We start from the raw sequence: 18969 nt of genomic DNA, 5'->3' as shown, positions 1-18969 counted from the left end.
CCGGTGGGCCGTCCTCCGGGTCAATCGCGGTGCGATTGACGCTAGGGAGTATAGCAGGCAGGGCCGATTTTGTCAAGGCGATCAAGAAAGAAGCTATTTAGGGCATTATGACGAGCTATTTTCGTTGTAAATACCGACAATCAATCGCTCGCGCGCTGACAAATTTGCGTGTACACTATCTATGACATTGCTCTGCAAGGCCTTTGTGCGCCAGAAAGGAACTATCGTGCCAGCCCTTATCGAACATATGGCCTCACGCATCAGTCAGTGGGAGAGGGAAGGCGACCGACGAACAATCTTTCTGGCATGTTACCAGCGTATGACCGAACACATGCTCGCTTCAGTAGCGCGGAATGAGTTTCATGATTCGGTTTGGGTTGAGCGATTGATCGGCGATTTCGCCGATTATTATTTTGTTGCTTTATCCAGGTGGGAGGAAGAACGCGCCGGGCCAGCAGTCTGGCAGCATACGTTCAGCGGCGCCATGCGGCCAGATGTTACAGTTGTGCAACACTTGTTGCTAGGCATAAATGCCCATATCAACTACGATCTGGTGTTGGTACTGGATGATCTGCTACGGCCAGAATGGTCAAACCTGTCTGATCGAGAACGCAGCGAGCGATGCGCTGACTACGATGCCGTTAATCGTGTCATTGCGCAGACAATTGATCGAGTGCAAGATGAAGTCGTAGCGCCCTATGCGCGAGCTATGCGAATGCTCGATGTCGTCTGTGGGCCACTCGATGAATGGTGTACCGCGCACCTCATTCGCAACTGGCGCAGTGATGTCTGGCAACTCGCTATACAGCTCATTGCTGTTGCTGATGGAAAGGAGCGAGCTGATTCGCGCCAACGTGTCGATCAACTTGCCTTAGCCCGCGCGCGTCTCCTCAGTGGTGACGCTCTGGGCGCAAGAGTTTTTGGCTATCCGTTGCGCTGGCTCAACCGTTTACGGTTGCTATAATTGCGCGGCAAGATAGAGATACAGCGATGGAGTTAAACACTTCGACCAACATCTATACCCGGTCAGATATCAATTGCAAAGAGGGAGTATGTCAATCGAAACGCAGCCACCGCTCTGGCGGTTATGGTTATGGCCGGTAATCGTGGGTGTTTCCATTGCCGTCGCCAATATCCTCGTCTTTATCCTGTTACCACCAGACCTGGTAGAACGATTAGGCGCCCTGGGCTATCTGGGCGCCTTTCTGTCGGCTGGAATCGCCAACGCTTCAATCGTTGTGCCGGTGCCTTATTATCCCCTGTTGATCCGGTTGGGACAGGCGTTCAATCCATATGGCGTTGCAATTGCCGCCGCTGCCGGCTCGGTTTTGGGCGAATTGGTCGCCTTTTATGCAGGTCGAAGCGGGCGGAAAGCAATGGAGCGCACGGCCTTTTACGAATGGGTACATCGCCAGATGCAACATCCCTGGCGCGCGCCGGTAGTGCTGTTTGTGCTCTCTGCTCCGCCTAATCCTTTCTTCGATGTTGCCGGTATTATTGCCGGCGCGGTTGGCGTACCGGTGTGGGTGTTTGCGATTACCGTGTTTTTCGCCCGCATTGTGCGTATGGGACTGGTGGTCGTATTGGGGTATACTCTGTTTGGTGGATGGTGACAACACTCGAAGCAGGCTTATTCCTTTTGCGCGCAGCTATGCTACAATTCAGGGTAATTGACGGCGCGCGGCTGGCGCGCCACCGATATGTGATCGCCAGCAAGAGAGCGGAGGTGCGCGATGGAGCGTAACCTTGGAATGGATCTTGTGCGAGCAACCGAAGCAGCGGCGCTGCGTTCGGGGCGATGGATGGGGCGCGGCGATAAAAATGCCGCAGATCAGGCAGCAGTTGACGCTATGCGGATGGCACTAAACAGCGTGCCAATGAATGGGATTGTCGTGATCGGTGAGGGCGAAAAAGACGAAGCGCCGATGCTGTATATCGGCGAACGGATCGGCACTGGAGAAGGCGATGAGATCGACGTGGCAGTCGATCCAGTCGAGGGTACTACACTGCTGGCAGAAGGTATGCCCGGCGCTATTGCCATTGTCGCAGTTGCCGAACGTCACTCCTTCTACAACTGGCGCGGTATCCCCTATATGGATAAGCTTGCAGTTGGGGAACGAGCCAAAGGCGTGATCGATATCAATGCGCCAGTAGCTTACAACATTCGCGCCGTTGCCCGCACTCTCAACAAACAAGTGGAAGATATAACAGTAGTGGTGCTCGACCGACCGCGCCACAAGGATCTTATTCGCCAGATTCGCGAGATCGGCGCCCGGATCAAGCTCATTCCTCACGGTGACGTTAGTGCCGGTATCATGACCAGTATCGAAAATCCGCCTGCCGATATTCTGATGGGGATCGGCGGCGCGCCTGAAGCAGTATTGACCGCCGCTGCCCTGAAGTGTCTGGGAGGCGAGATACAGTGCAAGGTCTGGCCGCGCAACGACGACGAGCGCGCCCGGCTGGCCGATTTGGGTTTGGATCCGCGGCAAGTGCTCACCACACGTGATCTGGTACGCGGTGAAAACGTAGTCGTAGCCGCTACCGGGATTACCTCAGGTGAATTTCTGCGCGGAGTCGAATACTTTGGCGGCGGCGCTCGCACGCACAGCGTGGTTATGCGCTCACGATCAGGCACGGTTCGCTATATCGAGGCAACCCACCGCTGGGATAAGCTGATGCGCATCTCTGATATGCCTTATGTCCGTTAATGTTGCCACTCAATCGCCCACGCTCCGCGAACGCCTGGCGCAATCACCCGTCGCCATTGCCGGTCTCGCTCTGGTTGCCGGCGGCCTGATCGGCGGAATCACCGCCATTGGGCCGCTTTACGCTGCTGCCGGACTGATCGCCCTCGCTATCGTTACGGCACTGTTGGTCAGTGTTAAGGCTGGTCTGATCGCTGCGCTGGCCGTGGTAACAATCATCCCGTTTGGGACATTGCCGTTCAAGGCGATCATTACGCCAAATTTTCTCACCCTTGTGCTGGTTACGCTCAATACCGTCTGGTTTTTGCGCGCGCTGGCCCGGTCAGATACGTATGATGTGCGTTTCGGTTCGCTTGGGCTGCCACTGATAGGTTTTCTCGGCCTGACCCTCTTCTCGCTGGTATTGGGGGCACGCGGCTTGCCCGATCCGCAAACACTGCACAATTATGCCAAGTTTGTGCTGGGCGTGTTCTGTTACCTCACGGTCGTCAATTGTGTGCGTGACCGCGAGACGGCCCGTCTCATTATGCGCGCACTCATTATCGTTGGTGGCCTTTCGGCGATGATCGGTCTCATCCTGTGGGCCTTACCTGACCAGATCGCGCTGCAACTGCTGGTGTCACTGGGACGGATTGGCTACCCAACCAGTGGGCGTGTGTTACGTTATGTCGAAGACGATCCCAACGGGCTGGAACGAGCTATTGGCCTGGGCGTCGATCCGAATAGCTTCGGCGGGATGCTAGCACTGGTAGCAGTGCTCACCCTCACCCAACTGGCCGCTCCTCGTCCGATTCTGCCGCGCTGGCTACTGGCTACGCTGGGTGGCATCCAGGTGTTGACTCTCTTACTCACCTTTTCGCGCGCCGCCCTCTTTGGGCTGATCATCGCTGCCGCTTTTCTTGCAACCGCGCGCTACCGCCGGCTCTGGCGCCACATGATCGCAGTCAGCATCCTGGGAGCAATTCTACTCTTCGGCCTCGGTTACGCCGATGAATTCGTCAACCGGGTGCTCTCCGGCATGCAATTCCGCGACCAGGCTCAACAGATGCGACTCGATGAATACGCCAATGCCATCGCTATCATTCAACGCTATCCCGTCTTTGGCATCGGTTTTGGCCAGGCGCCCGATCTCGACCTATCGGCAGGAGTCAGTAGCATCTATCTGGCAATCGGGCAACGCATGGGGCTGGTCGGGCTGGCCGTCTTTCTTGGCCTCGTTGGCATGTGGTTTAGCAATAGCCTGCGTCTCCTGCCCCGGCTCGACGACGAAGCAACGAGCTGGTTGCTCGGGTGCCAGGGTGCTATCGTAGCGGCGCTGGCAGTCGGACTGGCCGACCACTACTTTTTCAACATTGAATTTAGCCATATGGCGACGTTATTCTGGGCTACTATCGGGCTGGGAAGCGCGATTGAGTGGCTCATGAACCAATCACCGCACGAACAATAACAATGGCAACAAAAAATACTCCCCCGCGCGTGGTCGCCGACAATCGCAAGGCGCGCCACGATTACGACATTGAAGAGACTATTGAAGCCGGAATTGCGCTCTCTGGCAGCGAGATTAAATCGGTGCGCGCCGGTCGCGTCAATCTGCGCGGTAGTTTTGCCCGTGTGATTGACGATGAAGTGTTTCTCTACGATGCGCATATCGCACCGTATGAGCAGTCCGGGAAATACTTTAATCACGATCCGATGCGCCCCCGCAAGCTCTTGCTCCATCGGCGCGAGATTAACCGCCTGAATGGGTTGGTGCGCATGAAAGGGATGACCCTGGTGCCGTTGAAGATCTATTTCAAGGGGCCGCGCGCCAAACTGGAACTAGGCGTTGCGCGTGGAAAAAAGATTTATGACAAGCGCGAAGATATTGCCCGCCGCGATGCAGCGCGCGATATTGAACGAGCGCTCAAACGTTCACGCCAGGAACGATGATGCCGGAGTATCGGATAGGCGCAGACCTTCTGCCACGACACATTGAGATACGCTGTTCCAAACCCATCGAGATATTGCCCTGCCTCTCCGCCGGGTAAGAAGGCAACCTGCAGATCAGTTTGGTCAAAGTACCGCCTTGTCATGAGTAGCAGAGATTCTCTCGTTCTGACCATACCAGAAAATGGCCCATCCGGGCGCGCTGACAAGAGGCTCTTGCTTATCAGATTATCTTCATCACATTATTGTGTCTGCTAGATTGGGAATAAACTATGTCCGATCGTTTTCACCGGATGCGGGATCGATACCTGAGCGGCGAAATTCCCTGGGATCACCCTGAACCACCGCCTGAGATCATTGCTCTGAGTCAGGAATTGCCACCGGGTCGCGCGCTCGATCTCGGCTGTGGCACCGGCAGAGCTTGTATCTGGCTGGCCCGCGCCGGCTGGCAGGTGGATGGGGTTGATTTTGTGCCGGAAGCGATTGCAATTGCTTCCGAACGGGTTCAGACCGCCGGCGTTGCCGACCGGGTGCGCCTGTTTGTCGCCGATGCCACCAATCTGGCGTTTCTAACCGGGCCATACGATCTGGCAATCGATGTCGGCTGCGGGCACGGGTTCGGCGAGGCTGAATTGCATGCGTATCTTTCGGAAGTGCATCGGTTGCTCCGCAGTGGAGGATTGTTCGCTTTCTTTGTCCACCTGCGTCACCGCGATCAACCTGAGGCAGAGACACTTAAAGTCAGTATCGAACAATCATTCCTGATGGAGGCATTGCGCCGGTATTTCACCATCGAGCAATTCGTGCCCGGTGAGACCATTGTGATGGGTAATCGCGGCCCGTCAGCCTGGATCTATCTACGCCGGGATTAATCGAAGATTGTGTTACCCTCAAAATACACGTATCTGTTGTTGCAACGGAGCTGGTATGAATGCCATTCAAGACACCTACCCTCCCGAACTGAGTCACTGTTACGGTTGTGGTCGGCTGAACCCGGAAGGCTTACAGATCAAGAGTGTTTGGGATGGAAAGCAAGCGATTGCCCGCTTTACACCACGACCGTACCATACCGCAGTCCCCGGCTATGTTTATGGAGGGTTGCTCGCCTCGCTGATCGATTGCCACGGCACCGGCACCGCTGCCGCTGCCGCATACGCTGCGGCTGGTCGCGAACCAGGAACTGCCCCGTATCTCCGTTACCTCACTGCGTCATTGCGAGTCAATTTCCTTCGCCCCACTCCACTCGGCCCCGAACTGGTGATTTATGGACGGGTCAAGGAGATGGCCGGTCGTAAAATTGTCATTGAGGCCTGGATCGAAGCCGATGGCGAAACGACCGTTCAAGGCGAAGTAGTGGCTGTGCAGGCCCCCGATCACATGCTCGAAGCGCTCTTGAATCGTTCCTGATCGGCAGAGTTGCTAAGGCGGTACTCGCTTTCTACCTTTTCTGCACATGTTCGAGGGGTAGCGCACTACCCCTCTTTCCCTGCTCTACAACCATTTCACCTGGACAGGAACAACGACTTCAAGCAGCAACTCGGAACCGCACTGACGCTTCCCGCATCAGGCACTGGCCCCGCTGTAGCGGCTCAGCCCCCAGCGCCAGCAGAGCCGGGCAATGACAAACAGGCCAACACTGACACCCACTGCCAGCACAAGAGTGGCTCCGGTCAGGCGAGCAGTTAACGCTTCGGCAGGAACGGTTACTGCAAACGCAACCGGGACGACGAACGTGAGCAGGACGCGCAACCATCCCGGATAGATGCTTACCGGCCAGCGTCCAGCCGCGAAGAGACCTTCGAACAGATTGATCAGATTTTCGATCTGAACAATAATGAAACTGGTGCTGGTCAGGATCAGCCAGAACGAGTACAGTGCCAGGATGCCGCACAGCAGCATACCAACAAAGAGGAGCGCCTGCCAGACATCAAAACCAATCTGCCCCCAGATCATCCCCACGCCAGCAACCAGCAATCCCAGGCCGACATTGGTGAAACGCCAGACCTGCCATTCGCGAATACTGATCAGAAGCTGGGCATCAACCGGTTTGGTCAGGATGTAATCAAGCCTGCCATCAAAGACATCTCGCGCCAGTCGCACCATGTTTGGCTGAATGACTGCCTGCACAATGCCACTCATCAGCCCGTAAATGCCCATCACCACGAGCAATTCAGCCGGCTGCCAGCCAGCCAGCATCGTCGTGTGGCGAAAGACCAGCGCCAGACTGATCAAAGCGGTCAACAGAGCGATTGCCGACTCAAGAATCTGAAAGAAGAAGTTCACTCGATACTGCAACTCGTTTAAGATGCCGACGCGGGCAAAAACAACAACCAGACGCGCCAGTTCCATTGTCTTCTCAATTCCCGACAGCGGTGTAGCGCCGGAGCGCCCGCTGCCAGACTATCATGACCAGCCCTAGACCGACCAGAATCCAGCATGCCTGAATGGCCAGGCCGGTAATGAGCGCCATTGGCGACAACTGACCAATCAGGGCCTCAATCGGAAACCCAAATGTCCAGCGGAAGGGAAACCAGTCGGCCAACGCTTGCACCCAATCGGGAAATAGCGCGAGCGGCGCGATCCGACCAGACAGGAAGAGTTCAACAGAAAAAAAGAGTTCGTAAATCGCGGCTACCCGTGTCGTCCAGAATGAGATCAGGCCGAGCAGCCAGAGAAACATCATGCGGATCAGAAACGCGCCCCAGATCGCAACAGCGAAGACAGCGACCTCCAGCCAGGTGGGTGCCAGCACCGGTTGAAACAACCAGGCCAGAATGGCCGCTATCGGCAGCCATAAGACAATAACCACCACCTTCCAGCCGGCGAAAAAAGCAATGTCGTAGTGAAGTGGATGGAGGGGCCGCAACAGCAGACCGGATAGCTCGCCTGACCGAATGCGTTCTTCCCAGCCGTATGGCGTGAAGACAATGTTCATATTGCGCACGAGTGTCCAGACAATGTAGTAAGCAGCGAAAGCGCCGGCATCATACCCTGCCACAGTGCCCCCCTGCGCGGTCGCTACAACGCTCCAGACAGAAAGGTAGATGATCGGTTCGGCGATCATGCCGATCATGTAGAAATAGTTTGCTGCGCGATACTGAAATTGCGTCAGCATGGATTGTTTCATTGCGGAACGGTAGAAATCGAGCAGCCCCCACATAAGAGATTATCTTTCCAGATAGACAAATGTTTGATCACACGCAATCAGTAAACTTACGCCGCTTCGACCGCAAAGACCTGTTCGATCACATCATCGATCGGTGGTTCTTCGACCACCAGATCGACCACCGGCGCTTCAGCCAGCAGGCGCGCAGTGATGAGTGGCGCAGCAGCTTTGGGGATGCGCAAGGTATACCGCAAACCATCGCGAGCAATCACTTCGCCAAACGCCGCCAGGTCAATGCCGTGTTCGGCTAACGTTACAACTAAGGTGCGATAAGCGGCGAATTGCTCAACCAGGCCACTAAGCTGACCGTCAAACAAAACGCGACCATGATGAATGACGATGACACGTCGGCAGAGTGCCTCAACGTCGGCCATATAATGGCTGGTTAACATGACCGTTGCGCCGGTACGTCGATTGTACTCCGCGATAAATGCGCGAATGCGACGCTGCATGGTCACATCGAGGCCAAGGGTTGGCTCATCAAGAAAGAGCACTTTTGGCCGATGAAGCAAGGCGCCGATAATCTCCATCTTCATGCGTTCGCCAAGCGACAGATTGCGCACCGGCTTTTTCACCAGGTCGCCGACCTCCAGCAATTCAATCAATTCATCGCGCGTTGAGCGAAACCCGGCTATCGGCAATCGATAGATCGCCCGAATGAGTTCAAACGAATCGAGCGCGGGAAGATCCCACTGCAACTGATTGCGATTACCCATAACCAGCGTGATCTGGCGCAAGAAGGCCGGTTCACGTCGAGCCGGAAGGTATCCCAGCACCCGGGCTTCGCCGCCGGTTGGATGGAGCAGACCGGTCAGCATTTTAAGGGTCGTCGTTTTGCCGGCGCCATTTGGCCCCAGGAAACCCACTATCTCGCCGGCCTGAATGGTAAAACTAACTCCTGCCACGGCATGTATCGAACGCACCCGACGATGCACCAGACTGCGCAAAGCGGCGAGCAATCCGGCATCGCGTTCAGGAACTTCATACGTTTTGGAGAGGTTATTGACAACAACAACCGGTTGATCGGTTTGCAGGGACATGACGGTTCTACCTCACAATCGCTTCAGACGGAAGTATCAATGACGTTCCGTTTCCACCAGCACCGTCCGTTTCGTAATCGACTGTGCTTGCATGTTGGCGAAACGAGCAATCGCTGCGCCGGCTGAGGGCCAGGCCGGATCAAGCATAATATCGTGCGGAGCGTCCGGCACGAGGAAGAGTTCGGCGTGATAAGCAGCAGCCAGTGCTTGCTGCGCCGCGAGATCGAAGATAGCATCGTTACCGGCAGCAATGACCAATACCGGCACGCGACAACGATCCGGACGTGGACGGATCAGCATGCTGCTCATCGTAACCAGGGGTGGCTCACTGACCAGACGTTGCCGGTGACGCTCAAGCTCGGCTGCCGGAATATCTGGTCGAAAGAGGGCAGCGCGCACCGCTGCCGGTTCCCGCCGCAAGAGCGCGCGAATATCAACCATCGGCGCCCCTTCTCGCCAGCGCCGAATGAAGTAGGCGGGGCTTGACACTGGTGAGCTACATAACAGCACTACTCCCACCAGCGGTGGCGGTGACTCACACCGACCAGTCATCAACAATTGCGCTACATAGCCGCCGGCACTGTGCCCAACCAGGATCGGCGGCACCGGCAACGTTGCCACCGCAGTTGCCACATCGCGCACATACGTGCAAATCGTTGTAAAGCGACCGGCTGGCGGGCTGGAACCATGCCCACGCAAACTGATCGCGTGTGTCGTCAAACCACGCGCTGCCAGATCGGGCAACGCCCGTTCACGCCAGCACCAGGCGCCATGCCAGGCGCCATGCACCAGTAAAATCGGCGGCGCCGATAGCGGTTGGTCGGGCAACGCTGTTACCCATTCCAGCGATTGGTTCATGCAGACGGATCCAACATCTTCTCTGCCGGTAAACCCAATTGCCGTCGGCGTTCTTCGGCCAGCCGACGCTTCTCGGCGATCATCTCGTCGGTCACATAAACCCCGAACGAACGCAAACGAGCCAGCTCGAGGCCGTGCTTTTTCCACAACCGATAGACTTCTTTCACCCGCTCGATCTCGATATTGCGACCCAGGGTGTAGTCTTCAAACTTGCCTTCCATCGCCAGCAATGCCGTCTCTGATAGACAGGCATAGGCAGTGCCGGGTGGCATATCAATGTCAAAGCCGAAATCCGGCTCACCGGGTAAGACGATCTCGCCACTTTCAATCACCAGCACGTCAGGTCGGCGGCGAGCATCTTCTTCTTTCACGTCCGGAGGCCGCGCCACATCGCAAACCACCGCTCCCGGCTTGAGTTTATCGATGTTAATCACCTTACCGGTCAGCGCACTGGTCGTCGTGATAATCAGATCGGCATCGCCGATATAAGCATCGGCGTAAGTGGCAGCCACTACCCGCGCGCCCGGCGTCTCAGCTTCGATCTGCTTCTTGAGCGCGATCAGACGCTCGGCGCGGGGCGCAACCAGAATTACGTCATGCACAGCCTGAGCCAGCAGGCGAGCACAGACCGCGCCAATCGAGCCGGTCGCGCCGATCACCACCGCCCGCACACGCTCAGGACGACCACCCTTCATCAACAACACAGCCTGCTTTGCCGCTTCAAGTGTCGCCGCCACCGTCAGCGAATTGCCTGACGTGATGCCAATATCAACCTTCTGTGCTACGGTGATACCGGCATCGCCTACTACCGACGTGAAAGCTCCTAAACCCATAATTTGCGCACCCATCCGCTCAGCCATCCGCGCCGCTTTGATCAGTCGGCGGTAAGTGAAACCCGGCGGACGGCGCATCATCTCACGCGGTGTAGCTCCCAGGGTAAGCAAAATCCCCTCGACCTCTTCACCCGTGGCCTTAGAGCGAATCCCGCGAATGCGCGACAGGTAGAGCGGTGGGAATTCGGCGGCCACCAGCTCGACCAGTCGCGGCGGGAGATAGCGCGTCCAGCGGAAGAGTCGATGATTGGCAATCAATTCGGTGCGAAGCGGATGGATCACGAAGGCGAACCGCGGCTTCGGGCGCGGATTGAGATCCTGGATGGTCGGCCCCCAGTTAGCGGCAGTGATAAAGTCAATGACTTCGGCATCACCGGGCTGGCGCGGACTTTCGGTAATAGCCGTGATCACCGCCTCAATGGCATCGGCAGCGATAAACGGTCGCTCGTCGCTGAGCGGCGGTGTCATCGTCACCAGAGTAGTCACACCGCGACGGCGCAAATCTTCGATCTCAGCCGGTGAGGGATCGTCAGTAATGATGACCTTTCGGGTAAGATCAGATGGAGCAAAGCGACGGATAAAGGCAAAATCGCCGGCAATGACATCAGCCCAACGGAAGAGATCGGCAGCGCGAGCATCGTACCCTTCCTGACCGAGCGCAACCGGATGCAGGAACCGGTACGGCAGCAACGCCAGGATCGGCAGCGCAGTTGCCGCATACAGTTCAAGCTGCTCGATTGAACGCGGTGGAGGCAGGAAAGGAATGCCGGCATGAATGATCGGATCGGCAAAGCGCAATTCCGGCTCATACTGACTGATAGCTGCAGCCAATTGATAGCGCTCTACCCCGCTGGTGATCAACACCCGCTTGTAACGCAGTAGATTGGGAATCTGGCGTGTGGCCTGCGCAATTGCCCAACGTTCGAGGGTGGCTTTGACGACACCGCCATCAACGACTGGCGTGCGTCGCGCCTGAGCTGCAATGTGAATCGCTTCCTGGTGCGGATAGCGAGCGCGTCCAATCCGGAAGACTGGCGTTAACCCTCCCAGACCAATCGCGTCAACCTTGCCGTCAAATTCGCGCACCAGCGCCATTGCCCGCGCTACATCGCCGTTGGTTCCAATCCGCCGTACCTCAACGCGCTGACCGAGCACCGTTACGGTGATCTGATAATCGCGTTGCGCCGAACCCAGGCTGACACTCACAACTTGCTTCATCGTCGCTTCCTCCTCACGCTGTTGGCGCAAGTATACCATACGGCTAGCAGCAGAGACTACAGACGCAGATCGCAAGCATCTGCTAGAGTCAGACATGGCGAAGACCAAAGATGTTGTAAGGCTGCATTGACTACGGCATGCTACCACTGATACGAGCCGGGATTGTCATACTGCGTGAGCCGCGCGAATCCCGTTTCTGTAATAACCGGTCAGCCCTGCCCCGGTAGGGAGCGTGGTATCATGGCTTACAGGTATGCTCGTCTGTTACCTCTGAGCGACCTGGATCATCATAGTATACGGATACGTACATTGCCGGCTTATGACAACAACTCTTTCTGCACCCCACCGCCTCTTGCGCGGATGGTGGATTGCCAAGCATCTGTTTGCGCTGGTGATCTTGACAACCTTGATCACGTTGGGCTTTTGGCAACTTGACCGACTCGAACAGCGCCGGGTAGCAAATGCCGCTCGTCTGGCAGCGTTAGCGCAGCCGGCAATCCCGTTGACATCTAACACCGATCCGGCATCCGTCATCGGTCGAAGAGTCATCGTGAGTGGCACATTTCGCAACGAAGAGAGTGTCGTCCTCCGTGGACGACGTTCAGATAGCGGTGTCGATGGCGTTCATCTGCTCACGCCGCTGCAACTGGAAGGTAGTGATTATGCTGTACTGATCGATCGGGGCTGGATCCCATCCGCGCAAGGGGCAACCACTGCGTTTGCCGTTACCCGTCCGGTCACCATTGAAGGAATTGCTCGCACGCCTCAGCTTCGCCCTGATAGCCTGCTGGCCGGACGCGATCTGCCATTGCCCGGTGAAACCCGCATTAACGCCTGGCTCCGGGTAGACGTACCGGCAATTCAGCAGCAAGTGGGGACAAAGCTTCTACCGCTCTTCATCGAACAACTCCCTGATGGCAGCGCCAGCCTGCCGCGCCCACCCGATCCATACCGGATCGATGAAGGCCCTCACCTGAGTTATGCGCTGCAATGGTTTACATTTGCCGCCATCGTCGGGATTGGCTACATCTTGCTCTTGCGCCAGGAATTGCAACGTGGGTAAATGTTGACATACTTCTTACGTTTTGTAGACGTTGACTCAACAGCTTTCTGGTACACTACAGGACAGTACAGAACAATATCGATGCAAGGAGAGAACTGGCATGGTCGCTGACACGAAAACGATGACTGCACAGACGGCGGTAATAGATGTCTCTGAAGCCACCTTTGAGCGTGAAGTTTTGCAGCGTTCGCAGACAACGCCGGTGGTGATCGATTTCTGGGCGCCGTGGTGCGGCCCATGCCGCGTGCTTGGCCCAACGCTCGAACGACTAGCGCGCGAAGCCAGTGGCGCGTGGGTGTTGGTGAAGATCAATGTTGACGAAAACCCGCGCCTGGCCCAAATGTTTCGGGTTCAGGGCATTCCAGCGGTGAAAGCGGTCTACCAGGGTAAGATAGTTGATGAATTTACCGGCGCGCTGCCCGAAAGTCAGGTGCGAGCGTGGTTGAAGCGGATCATTCCCGACCGCCACGCCGATCTGCTGGCCATGGCGCAAGCGCTCGAAGCGAGCAACCCAAACGAAGCGATTGCCCGTTATCGCCTGATTTTGGGGCAGGATCCTAACAACGAGACCGCGCTGTTCAATCTCGGTCGCTTGCTGGCGTTGCGCGGCGATCCCGAAGGGATTGTCACACTGAAACAGGTGCCCGCAGGCAGCCAATATGGTGGCCGCGCTATTGCCGGACTGGCAATTGCTGATCTGGTCAATGCGCCAACCGAACCTGCAGAGGGCAGCGAGGGACTATTCCGACAAGCTGCTGCCGCTACCCGGCGCGGTGACTACGCAACGGCAATTGAACATCTGCTGACGCTGGTCGGGCGTGATCGAGCATTTCGCGATGATGGCGCGCGCAAAGCGTTGCTGGCGCTCTTTGCCCTGCTCGGCGACGAGCATCCGCTGGTCGGCCCAGCCCGCCGCCGTCTGGCCAATCTGCTCTTTTAAAGCGTGACGTAAAGACGTGAGGGATTGCTACTCCCTCACGTCTTTGCGTTTCCTTGTTGGAACACAACCTCCATGCCTGTGAGAAAGGCGCCAACCAGACGTGTGTCATTGTGAGTGCAAACAGGAAACAAAGCTCAATTATCACAGAAAACCAGCTATGATAGTCGTTCTCTCTGGCGGCGTTGGCGCCGCTCGTTTTTTGGAAGGACTGGCCGCCGTCGTCGCCCCCGAGCGAATTACTGCTGTCGTCAACACCGGTGACGACTTTATCCTGCACGGATTACACATTGCGCCCGACCTCGATATTGTCACCTGTACGCTGGCCGGCGTCATTGACCGCGCGCAAGGTTGGGGTATTGCCGGAGATACCACCGAATGCCTGCAATGGCTCGGTCGGCTCGGCGCGCCCACATGGTTTACGCTCGGCGATCGCGACCTGGCTCTGCACATCTATCGCACTGCGCGCATGCGCGAAGGAGCGACCCTCTCAATGGTGGCCGACGAGATTCGACGGTCATTGGGGGTGGCAGTCAAGATTGTGCCGATGAGCGATGATCCGGCGCCAACCCACATTTTGACCGACCACGGCGAGCTGCATTTCGAAGAGTACTTCGTCCGTGAACGCTGTCAACCTGCGATCCGTGGCGTGCGACTCCATGCTGCCGGCCCCGTCCGTCCGGCACCCGATCTGCTTGCACTATTGACCAGCGCAGAGGCGATTATCATTGCGCCGAGCAACCCCGTAGTCAGCGTAGGGCCAATTCTGGCCATCCCTGGCGTTCGCGCAGCCATCGCCGCAACTGCTGCGCCGGTAGTCGCGATCAGTCCGATTGTTGGCGGCGCAGCAATTAAAGGGCCGGCAGTGCCGATGATGACAGCAGCCGGCATGACACCGACAGCATTGGGAGTGGCAGAAGCGTATGCCGACTTGATCGATGGCATCGTGATCGACACCATCGACGCAGAGCTGGCGCCGGCAATTGATGCGCTTGGCATCAAACCGCTCATCACCGATACCATTATGCGCGGCTTGCCGGAAAAGATGGCGTTGGCGCGAGCGACGCTCGAACTTACCGGCCTGGCCATCGCAACGACGTGAAGAGCGCACAGACGATCCCGGGGAATTGCTGCGCCTCGCTGATAATCGGCGCGCAATGATGTGGTGAGAGCGCGGCAGTCGCAGCAAACACTCCCTATCAAAGAGCGAAGCACGGCCCGCTGCGCCGCCAGTGTGACTCGCAATAAGGCAAGGGGTGGTGGCGCGCGGCATCCACATTGAAACCGGCGATAACCCATACTTGCGATCGGTTGCTCGCTGGCGAAAGCTATAATCGGCATACCACAATGTCAGCTCGCTTCAATGGCAAGACTACTCCGAGCAGATAAAGGACAAGTCCGGTGATCGGTATCGTGATACCGCTTAAACGCCTCGCGCTGGCCAAATCGCGCCTGGCCACTCTGCTAGATCCAGCAGCTCGCCAGCGTCTGGTAGCGACGCTGGCGACCCACGTCATTGCAACTGCGCAGCAAGTTGCTGCGCGACAACCGGTGCCGGTTCATGTCTGGTTAGTCAGCGCCGATCCGGTCATCGCAATGCTGGCCCGCGCAATGAATATCGGCTATCTACCCGACCAGCACGAAGAACTCAACGCTGCGCTTACCGCTGCGCAAATGCGATTACAGGCTGGCGGCGCGCAAGCCATTGTGATCATTGCCGGCGATCTGCCTTTCATTACCCCCACCGACATCACTATGCTGATCGATGCCCTCAACGAAGTCGATCTCGCGCTGGCGCCTGATCAAAACCAGACCGGCACCAACGCGCTTGCCCTTCGTTTGCCCACGACATTTCCCTTTACCTTTGGCCCTGACAGCGCCACTCGTCACCTGTCTAACGCAACCCGCCTTGGACTACGCACACGCCTGATCAATACGCCAACGCTGGCCTTTGATCTCGATGATGGCGAGCGGCTGCAACAGTATTATCAACGCGCTGGTTGTTGCGGCGTAAGCGCCTGATAACGACGCGCTGCCAGCAAACTATCGGCAGTGTAGACGGCAAGCGCGATCCAGATCGCGCTAAAGCCAAGTAATTGCGCAGTAGAAAATGGTTCACCGTAAACCAGCACGCCCAGTAAAAGCTGGAGCGTGGGTGCCAGATACTGCAAAATACCGATCGTCGTCAGCGGAATACGCCGGGTTGCCGACCCAAAAAAGAGCAACGGCGCCGCCGTTACCACGCCGGTACTGATAAGTAATCCCCACAATATCGGATCGTGATGAATGCCACCCCGCTCAACGGTGAGCCAGCTCAACCAGACAACAGCCAGCGGTAGCATCCACAGTGTTTCAACAGTCAACGCCTCAAATGAACCCAATGGGGTCTGCTTGCGCAGCAGGCCATACAGGCCGAACGAAAACGCCAGCGCCAGCGCGATCCACGGCAGCGTTCCGGCGATATAGGTTAGCCATGCCACACCGACAAAAGCGAGAGTAATCGCCAGCCACTGCGCCGGACGCAGCCGTTCACCCAGTACGACCACCCCAAGCGCAATACTGACCAGCGGATTAATAAAATAGCCGAGGCTGGCATCAACCACACGATTGATCTGTACCGACCAGACGTAAACGCCCCAGTTCATTGCCAGCAACAACGCACTGGCCAGGTAGATAACCCACAACCTGCGCTGCTGACGCAGCGTTTGCCACCAATCCCACTGCCGGCGCACTGCCAGCACAGCGAGCAAAAACAACAATGACCAGATCATCCGATGAGCCAGGATCTCGGTCGCATCTGCCCCGTTCAATGCTTTCCAGTAGACCGGTAGCAACCCCCAGAGTGTGTAAGCGGCGATAGCGGAAAGAACTCCCTCAACGACGGTTTTCGGTGCCATTGTCATCCTTGTTTCTTACAAAGATTAGTACTACAATAAGTAAAACAACTTCATCCCCTAACCCAAACATTACAAAATACTCATCTCAACTAATGAATATTTTGTAATAATGCCATCCTCCCTCCTGGCGCAACGCAGTCAACCACCGCGATAAATAGCCTTTCCAAGGCCACGAAGCTCTTCCCAATCCGACAACGAGCGGCGAAGCTGGAGTAATTTGTTCACAATTTTTTCACCTTTCTGCGCAACGCGGCGATTTCGGTAATACTTCGGTTCGCTCTTCGGTTAGGATTCGGTTAAAACGGCTGATTTCATCATACGTTGGAGACAGAGCCATGTTACGCCTGATGCAGCGAGCAACATTCGCGTTATTCTCAATGGTGACCTTGCTCGTCATCTGGTCGCTTGTTATCACCCCAGTCCTGGCAGCAAACAGCACATGGATCGCTAACAGTGGCAACTGGAACGATGCCGCGAACTGGAGCAACGGCGTGCCCCAGAGCCGGCATGACGTGGCGATTTTTCCAGATGCTCCTTATCCGCGCATGATAACGCTCGATAGCGGACAGGTGGAAATCGGAGAGGTTCGCTTTGATAGTGCGATGCCCTACCTGTTAACCGGCAACGGCAGCCTCTTCTTTCCTCCTGCCAGCGATGGCGTCATCAGAGTGCTGAAAGGTAATCATATCATCGAAGCAACGATCGATATCCAAAAAGCGGTCAACTTCGAGATTGCTACCAACAGCAGGTTAATGATCGCCAGCCCTAACAACCGACTGCGCGGAAGCGGCAACATTACCAAAACCGGCGAAGGCGAATTGTATCTGCTCACACCGAATGAGCATCGTGGCAAGACGATCATCTCCGGTGGTTCGGTTATTATCGCCGATGATCAGGCGTTTGGTGAGTCGAAACTTGAGCTGATCAGTGGCATGTTGTTGAACACGGCTGGGGATCGACTGATCGCCAATCAGATCACGGTGTTAAATAACAATTTCATATTGGCCAGCCAGAACAGCCGTCTCAGCTTCAGCACACCTTTCACCCTGCCCGGTAACCGGTCCATTATTGTCGAAGGGGATGTCACATTTGCCCAGGTGACCGACCCGGCCAGCAGTCGCAACCTGCGCAAAGGCGGAAGTGGTGATTTGACCATCAACCTGGCCGGAGCGAACAATATCGGCGCGTTCACACGTAACGAAGGTAGCGGTCGCCTAAATCTCTACGGCGCCGGCACTACGGGTGCCATTGTCTACAATCCGGCTTCAGGAGGCGGTGAGATCGGGATCGGCGATCGACGCGATCTCAACACCGGTGAGATCATCCGTGATCGGGGAACACTCACCATTGCCGGCAACGGTGACGGAGTCCGCCTGACCAGTCCAAATATCCGCCTGCACTTCGAGATTGGGCCGGGTGGTGACCTGCTCGTACTCGCAAACACCTCGAACAACAATTCACAAGCTGCGAGCATTATACTTGCCGGCGGGAGCAATCCTGATGGCGCTGAATTGCAGCTTGCGCTCGTTCCCGGCTATACACCAACGCCTGGCGATGAGTGGGTAATTATCGATCATCAAAGCACTGGGTCAGGCGGAATTTTCGGCACCTTCCGCGATCTGCCTGATGGCGCCGTTATTGACGTTGATGGTTATCCCTTCCAAATCTTCTACAGAATGAATAAGCAGGTTTTACTGCGCGCGCTGCCGCCGGTCATTATTGAGACCCATGGCGGCAACAATCAGAGCGCCCCGCTTGGTTCTGATTTTGCTCAACCGCTTCAGGTTTGGGTGGGTGATGAAAATGGCAATCCTCTGCAAGGTGTTTACGTTGTATTCACTGCGCCCAGCAGCGGCGCCAGCGCCACATTTCCAAATGGCAATGGCGGTCTGACTGACGCCAACGGTCTGGTAAGTCTGCCGGTGCGGGCAAATAACATCGCCGGGACGTACAACGTTATAGCCAGTGTTGGCGGCGCTAGCGTTGATTTTACGCTGACGAATGTTGATCCTGCTTCGACCGCTACGCCACTTCCAACGACTACACCTGAGCCAACCACCACGCCGGAGCCAACGACCACGACCACGGTAGTGCCCACCGGTACCACCACGGTAGTGCCCACCGGCACCACCACGGTAGTGCCCACCGGCACCACCACACCTGAGCCGAGCACCACAACCACAGCGGTACCCACCGGCACGACCACGGTAGTGCCCACCGGTACCACCACGGTAGTGCCCACCGGCACCACCACACCTGAGCCGAGCACCACAACCACAGCGGTACCCACCGGCACGACCACGGTAGTGCCCACCGGTACCAC

The 18969-nt window shown here is 56.7% G+C and carries 17 protein-coding genes and 1 pseudogene; 12 read left to right on the top strand and 6 right to left on the bottom strand.

Annotated features, from left to right (window positions below):
• Nucleotides 1-226 precede the first annotated feature (226 nt).
• The 7 genes from Q0650_RS16725 (at nt 227) to Q0650_RS16695 (ending at nt 6041) form a co-directional block, all read left to right on the top strand.
• Nucleotides 227-964, top strand: a complete 738-nt coding sequence (locus Q0650_RS16725; RefSeq protein ID WP_298821024.1) for a DUF5995 family protein — start codon at nt 227-229, stop codon at nt 962-964.
• Between the two features lie 88 nt (nt 965-1052).
• Nucleotides 1053-1613 carry a VTT domain-containing protein gene (locus Q0650_RS16720; protein ID WP_298821023.1) on the top strand — a complete coding sequence of 187 codons (561 nt, stop codon included), beginning with the start codon at nt 1053-1055 and terminating at the stop codon, nt 1611-1613.
• 120 nt (nt 1614-1733) lie between these two features.
• Entirely contained in the window at nt 1734-2711 is a 978-nt protein-coding gene (gene glpX, locus Q0650_RS16715; RefSeq protein ID WP_298821021.1) for a class II fructose-bisphosphatase, read from the top strand.
• Nucleotides 2701-4155 (top strand): O-antigen ligase, encoded by a 1455-nt coding sequence (locus tag Q0650_RS16710; RefSeq protein WP_298821019.1) that lies wholly within the window; start codon nt 2701-2703, stop codon nt 4153-4155. The genes glpX and Q0650_RS16710 overlap by 11 nt, the downstream gene beginning before the upstream one ends.
• A 2-nt stretch (nt 4156-4157) precedes the next feature.
• The gene (smpB, locus tag Q0650_RS16705; RefSeq protein ID WP_298821017.1) at nt 4158-4637 is read left to right on the top strand and encodes an SsrA-binding protein SmpB; all 480 of its coding nucleotides are present in this window, start codon (nt 4158-4160) and stop codon (nt 4635-4637) included.
• 269 nt (nt 4638-4906) lie between these two features.
• Nucleotides 4907-5506 (top strand): cyclopropane-fatty-acyl-phospholipid synthase family protein, encoded by a 600-nt coding sequence (locus Q0650_RS16700; RefSeq protein WP_298821015.1) that lies wholly within the window; start codon nt 4907-4909, stop codon nt 5504-5506.
• A gap of 55 nt (nt 5507-5561) precedes the next feature.
• A complete protein-coding gene (locus tag Q0650_RS16695) occupies nt 5562-6041 on the top strand; it encodes a PaaI family thioesterase (RefSeq protein ID WP_298821013.1) in 480 nt (159 codons plus the stop codon).
• Between the two features lie 156 nt (nt 6042-6197).
• Here Q0650_RS16695 and Q0650_RS16690 read toward each other — a convergent pair whose 3' ends face one another.
• The 5 genes from Q0650_RS16690 to Q0650_RS16670 form a co-directional block, all read right to left on the bottom strand.
• Nucleotides 6198-6983: an ABC transporter permease gene (locus Q0650_RS16690; protein WP_298821011.1), complete on the bottom strand. Its 786-nt coding sequence runs from the start codon at nt 6981-6983 to the stop codon at nt 6198-6200.
• 7 nt (nt 6984-6990) lie between these two features.
• Nucleotides 6991-7749 carry an ABC-2 family transporter protein gene (locus tag Q0650_RS16685; protein ID WP_298821009.1) on the bottom strand — a complete coding sequence of 253 codons (759 nt, stop codon included), beginning with the start codon at nt 7747-7749 and terminating at the stop codon, nt 6991-6993.
• Between the two features lie 98 nt (nt 7750-7847).
• Complete coding sequence (locus Q0650_RS16680) at nt 7848-8840, bottom strand: ATP-binding cassette domain-containing protein (RefSeq protein ID WP_298821007.1); 993 nt, start codon at nt 8838-8840, stop codon at nt 7848-7850.
• A 36-nt stretch (nt 8841-8876) separates the two neighbouring features.
• The gene (locus Q0650_RS16675) at nt 8877-9698 is read right to left on the bottom strand and encodes an alpha/beta hydrolase (RefSeq protein WP_298821006.1); all 822 of its coding nucleotides are present in this window, start codon (nt 9696-9698) and stop codon (nt 8877-8879) included.
• Nucleotides 9695-11749: a serine carboxypeptidase gene (locus Q0650_RS16670; protein ID WP_298821004.1), complete on the bottom strand. Its 2055-nt coding sequence runs from the start codon at nt 11747-11749 to the stop codon at nt 9695-9697. Before Q0650_RS16670 ends, Q0650_RS16675 begins: the two co-directional genes overlap by 4 nt.
• Before the next feature lie 319 nt (nt 11750-12068).
• Between Q0650_RS16670 and Q0650_RS16665 the strand changes: the two genes are divergently transcribed.
• From Q0650_RS16665 to cofC, 4 genes are all read left to right on the top strand, one after another.
• Nucleotides 12069-12812 carry an SURF1 family protein gene (locus Q0650_RS16665; RefSeq protein ID WP_298821002.1) on the top strand — a complete coding sequence of 248 codons (744 nt, stop codon included), beginning with the start codon at nt 12069-12071 and terminating at the stop codon, nt 12810-12812.
• A gap of 100 nt (nt 12813-12912) precedes the next feature.
• On the top strand, nt 12913-13752 hold the full coding sequence (locus tag Q0650_RS16660) for a tetratricopeptide repeat protein (RefSeq protein ID WP_298821001.1): 840 nt from the start codon (nt 12913-12915) through the stop codon (nt 13750-13752).
• Nucleotides 13753-13909: 157 nt separating this feature from the next.
• Nucleotides 13910-14851 (top strand): 2-phospho-L-lactate transferase, encoded by a 942-nt coding sequence (gene cofD / locus Q0650_RS16655; protein ID WP_298820999.1) that lies wholly within the window; start codon nt 13910-13912, stop codon nt 14849-14851.
• Between the two features lie 299 nt (nt 14852-15150).
• Entirely contained in the window at nt 15151-15771 is a 621-nt protein-coding gene (gene cofC / locus Q0650_RS16650) for a 2-phospho-L-lactate guanylyltransferase (protein WP_298820997.1), read from the top strand.
• On the opposite strand, the gene rarD is transcribed toward cofC, so the two are convergent.
• Nucleotides 15738-16646 (bottom strand): EamA family transporter RarD, encoded by a 909-nt coding sequence (rarD, locus tag Q0650_RS16645; RefSeq protein WP_298820995.1) that lies wholly within the window; start codon nt 16644-16646, stop codon nt 15738-15740. The genes cofC and rarD overlap by 34 nt on opposite strands.
• A 335-nt stretch (nt 16647-16981) precedes the next feature.
• On the opposite strand from rarD, the pseudogene Q0650_RS16640 reads away from it, so the two are divergent.
• Nucleotides 16982-18969 (top strand): annotated as a pseudogene (locus Q0650_RS16640) (benzoate transporter); the annotation flags it as partial.

It is taken from the genome of uncultured Chloroflexus sp. (assembly GCF_937129525.1).
Classification (GTDB): domain Bacteria; phylum Chloroflexota; class Chloroflexia; order Chloroflexales; family Chloroflexaceae; genus Chloroflexus.
The sequence above is the reverse complement of the archived record's forward strand: the minus strand, read 5'-3'. Positions and strand labels throughout refer to the sequence as shown.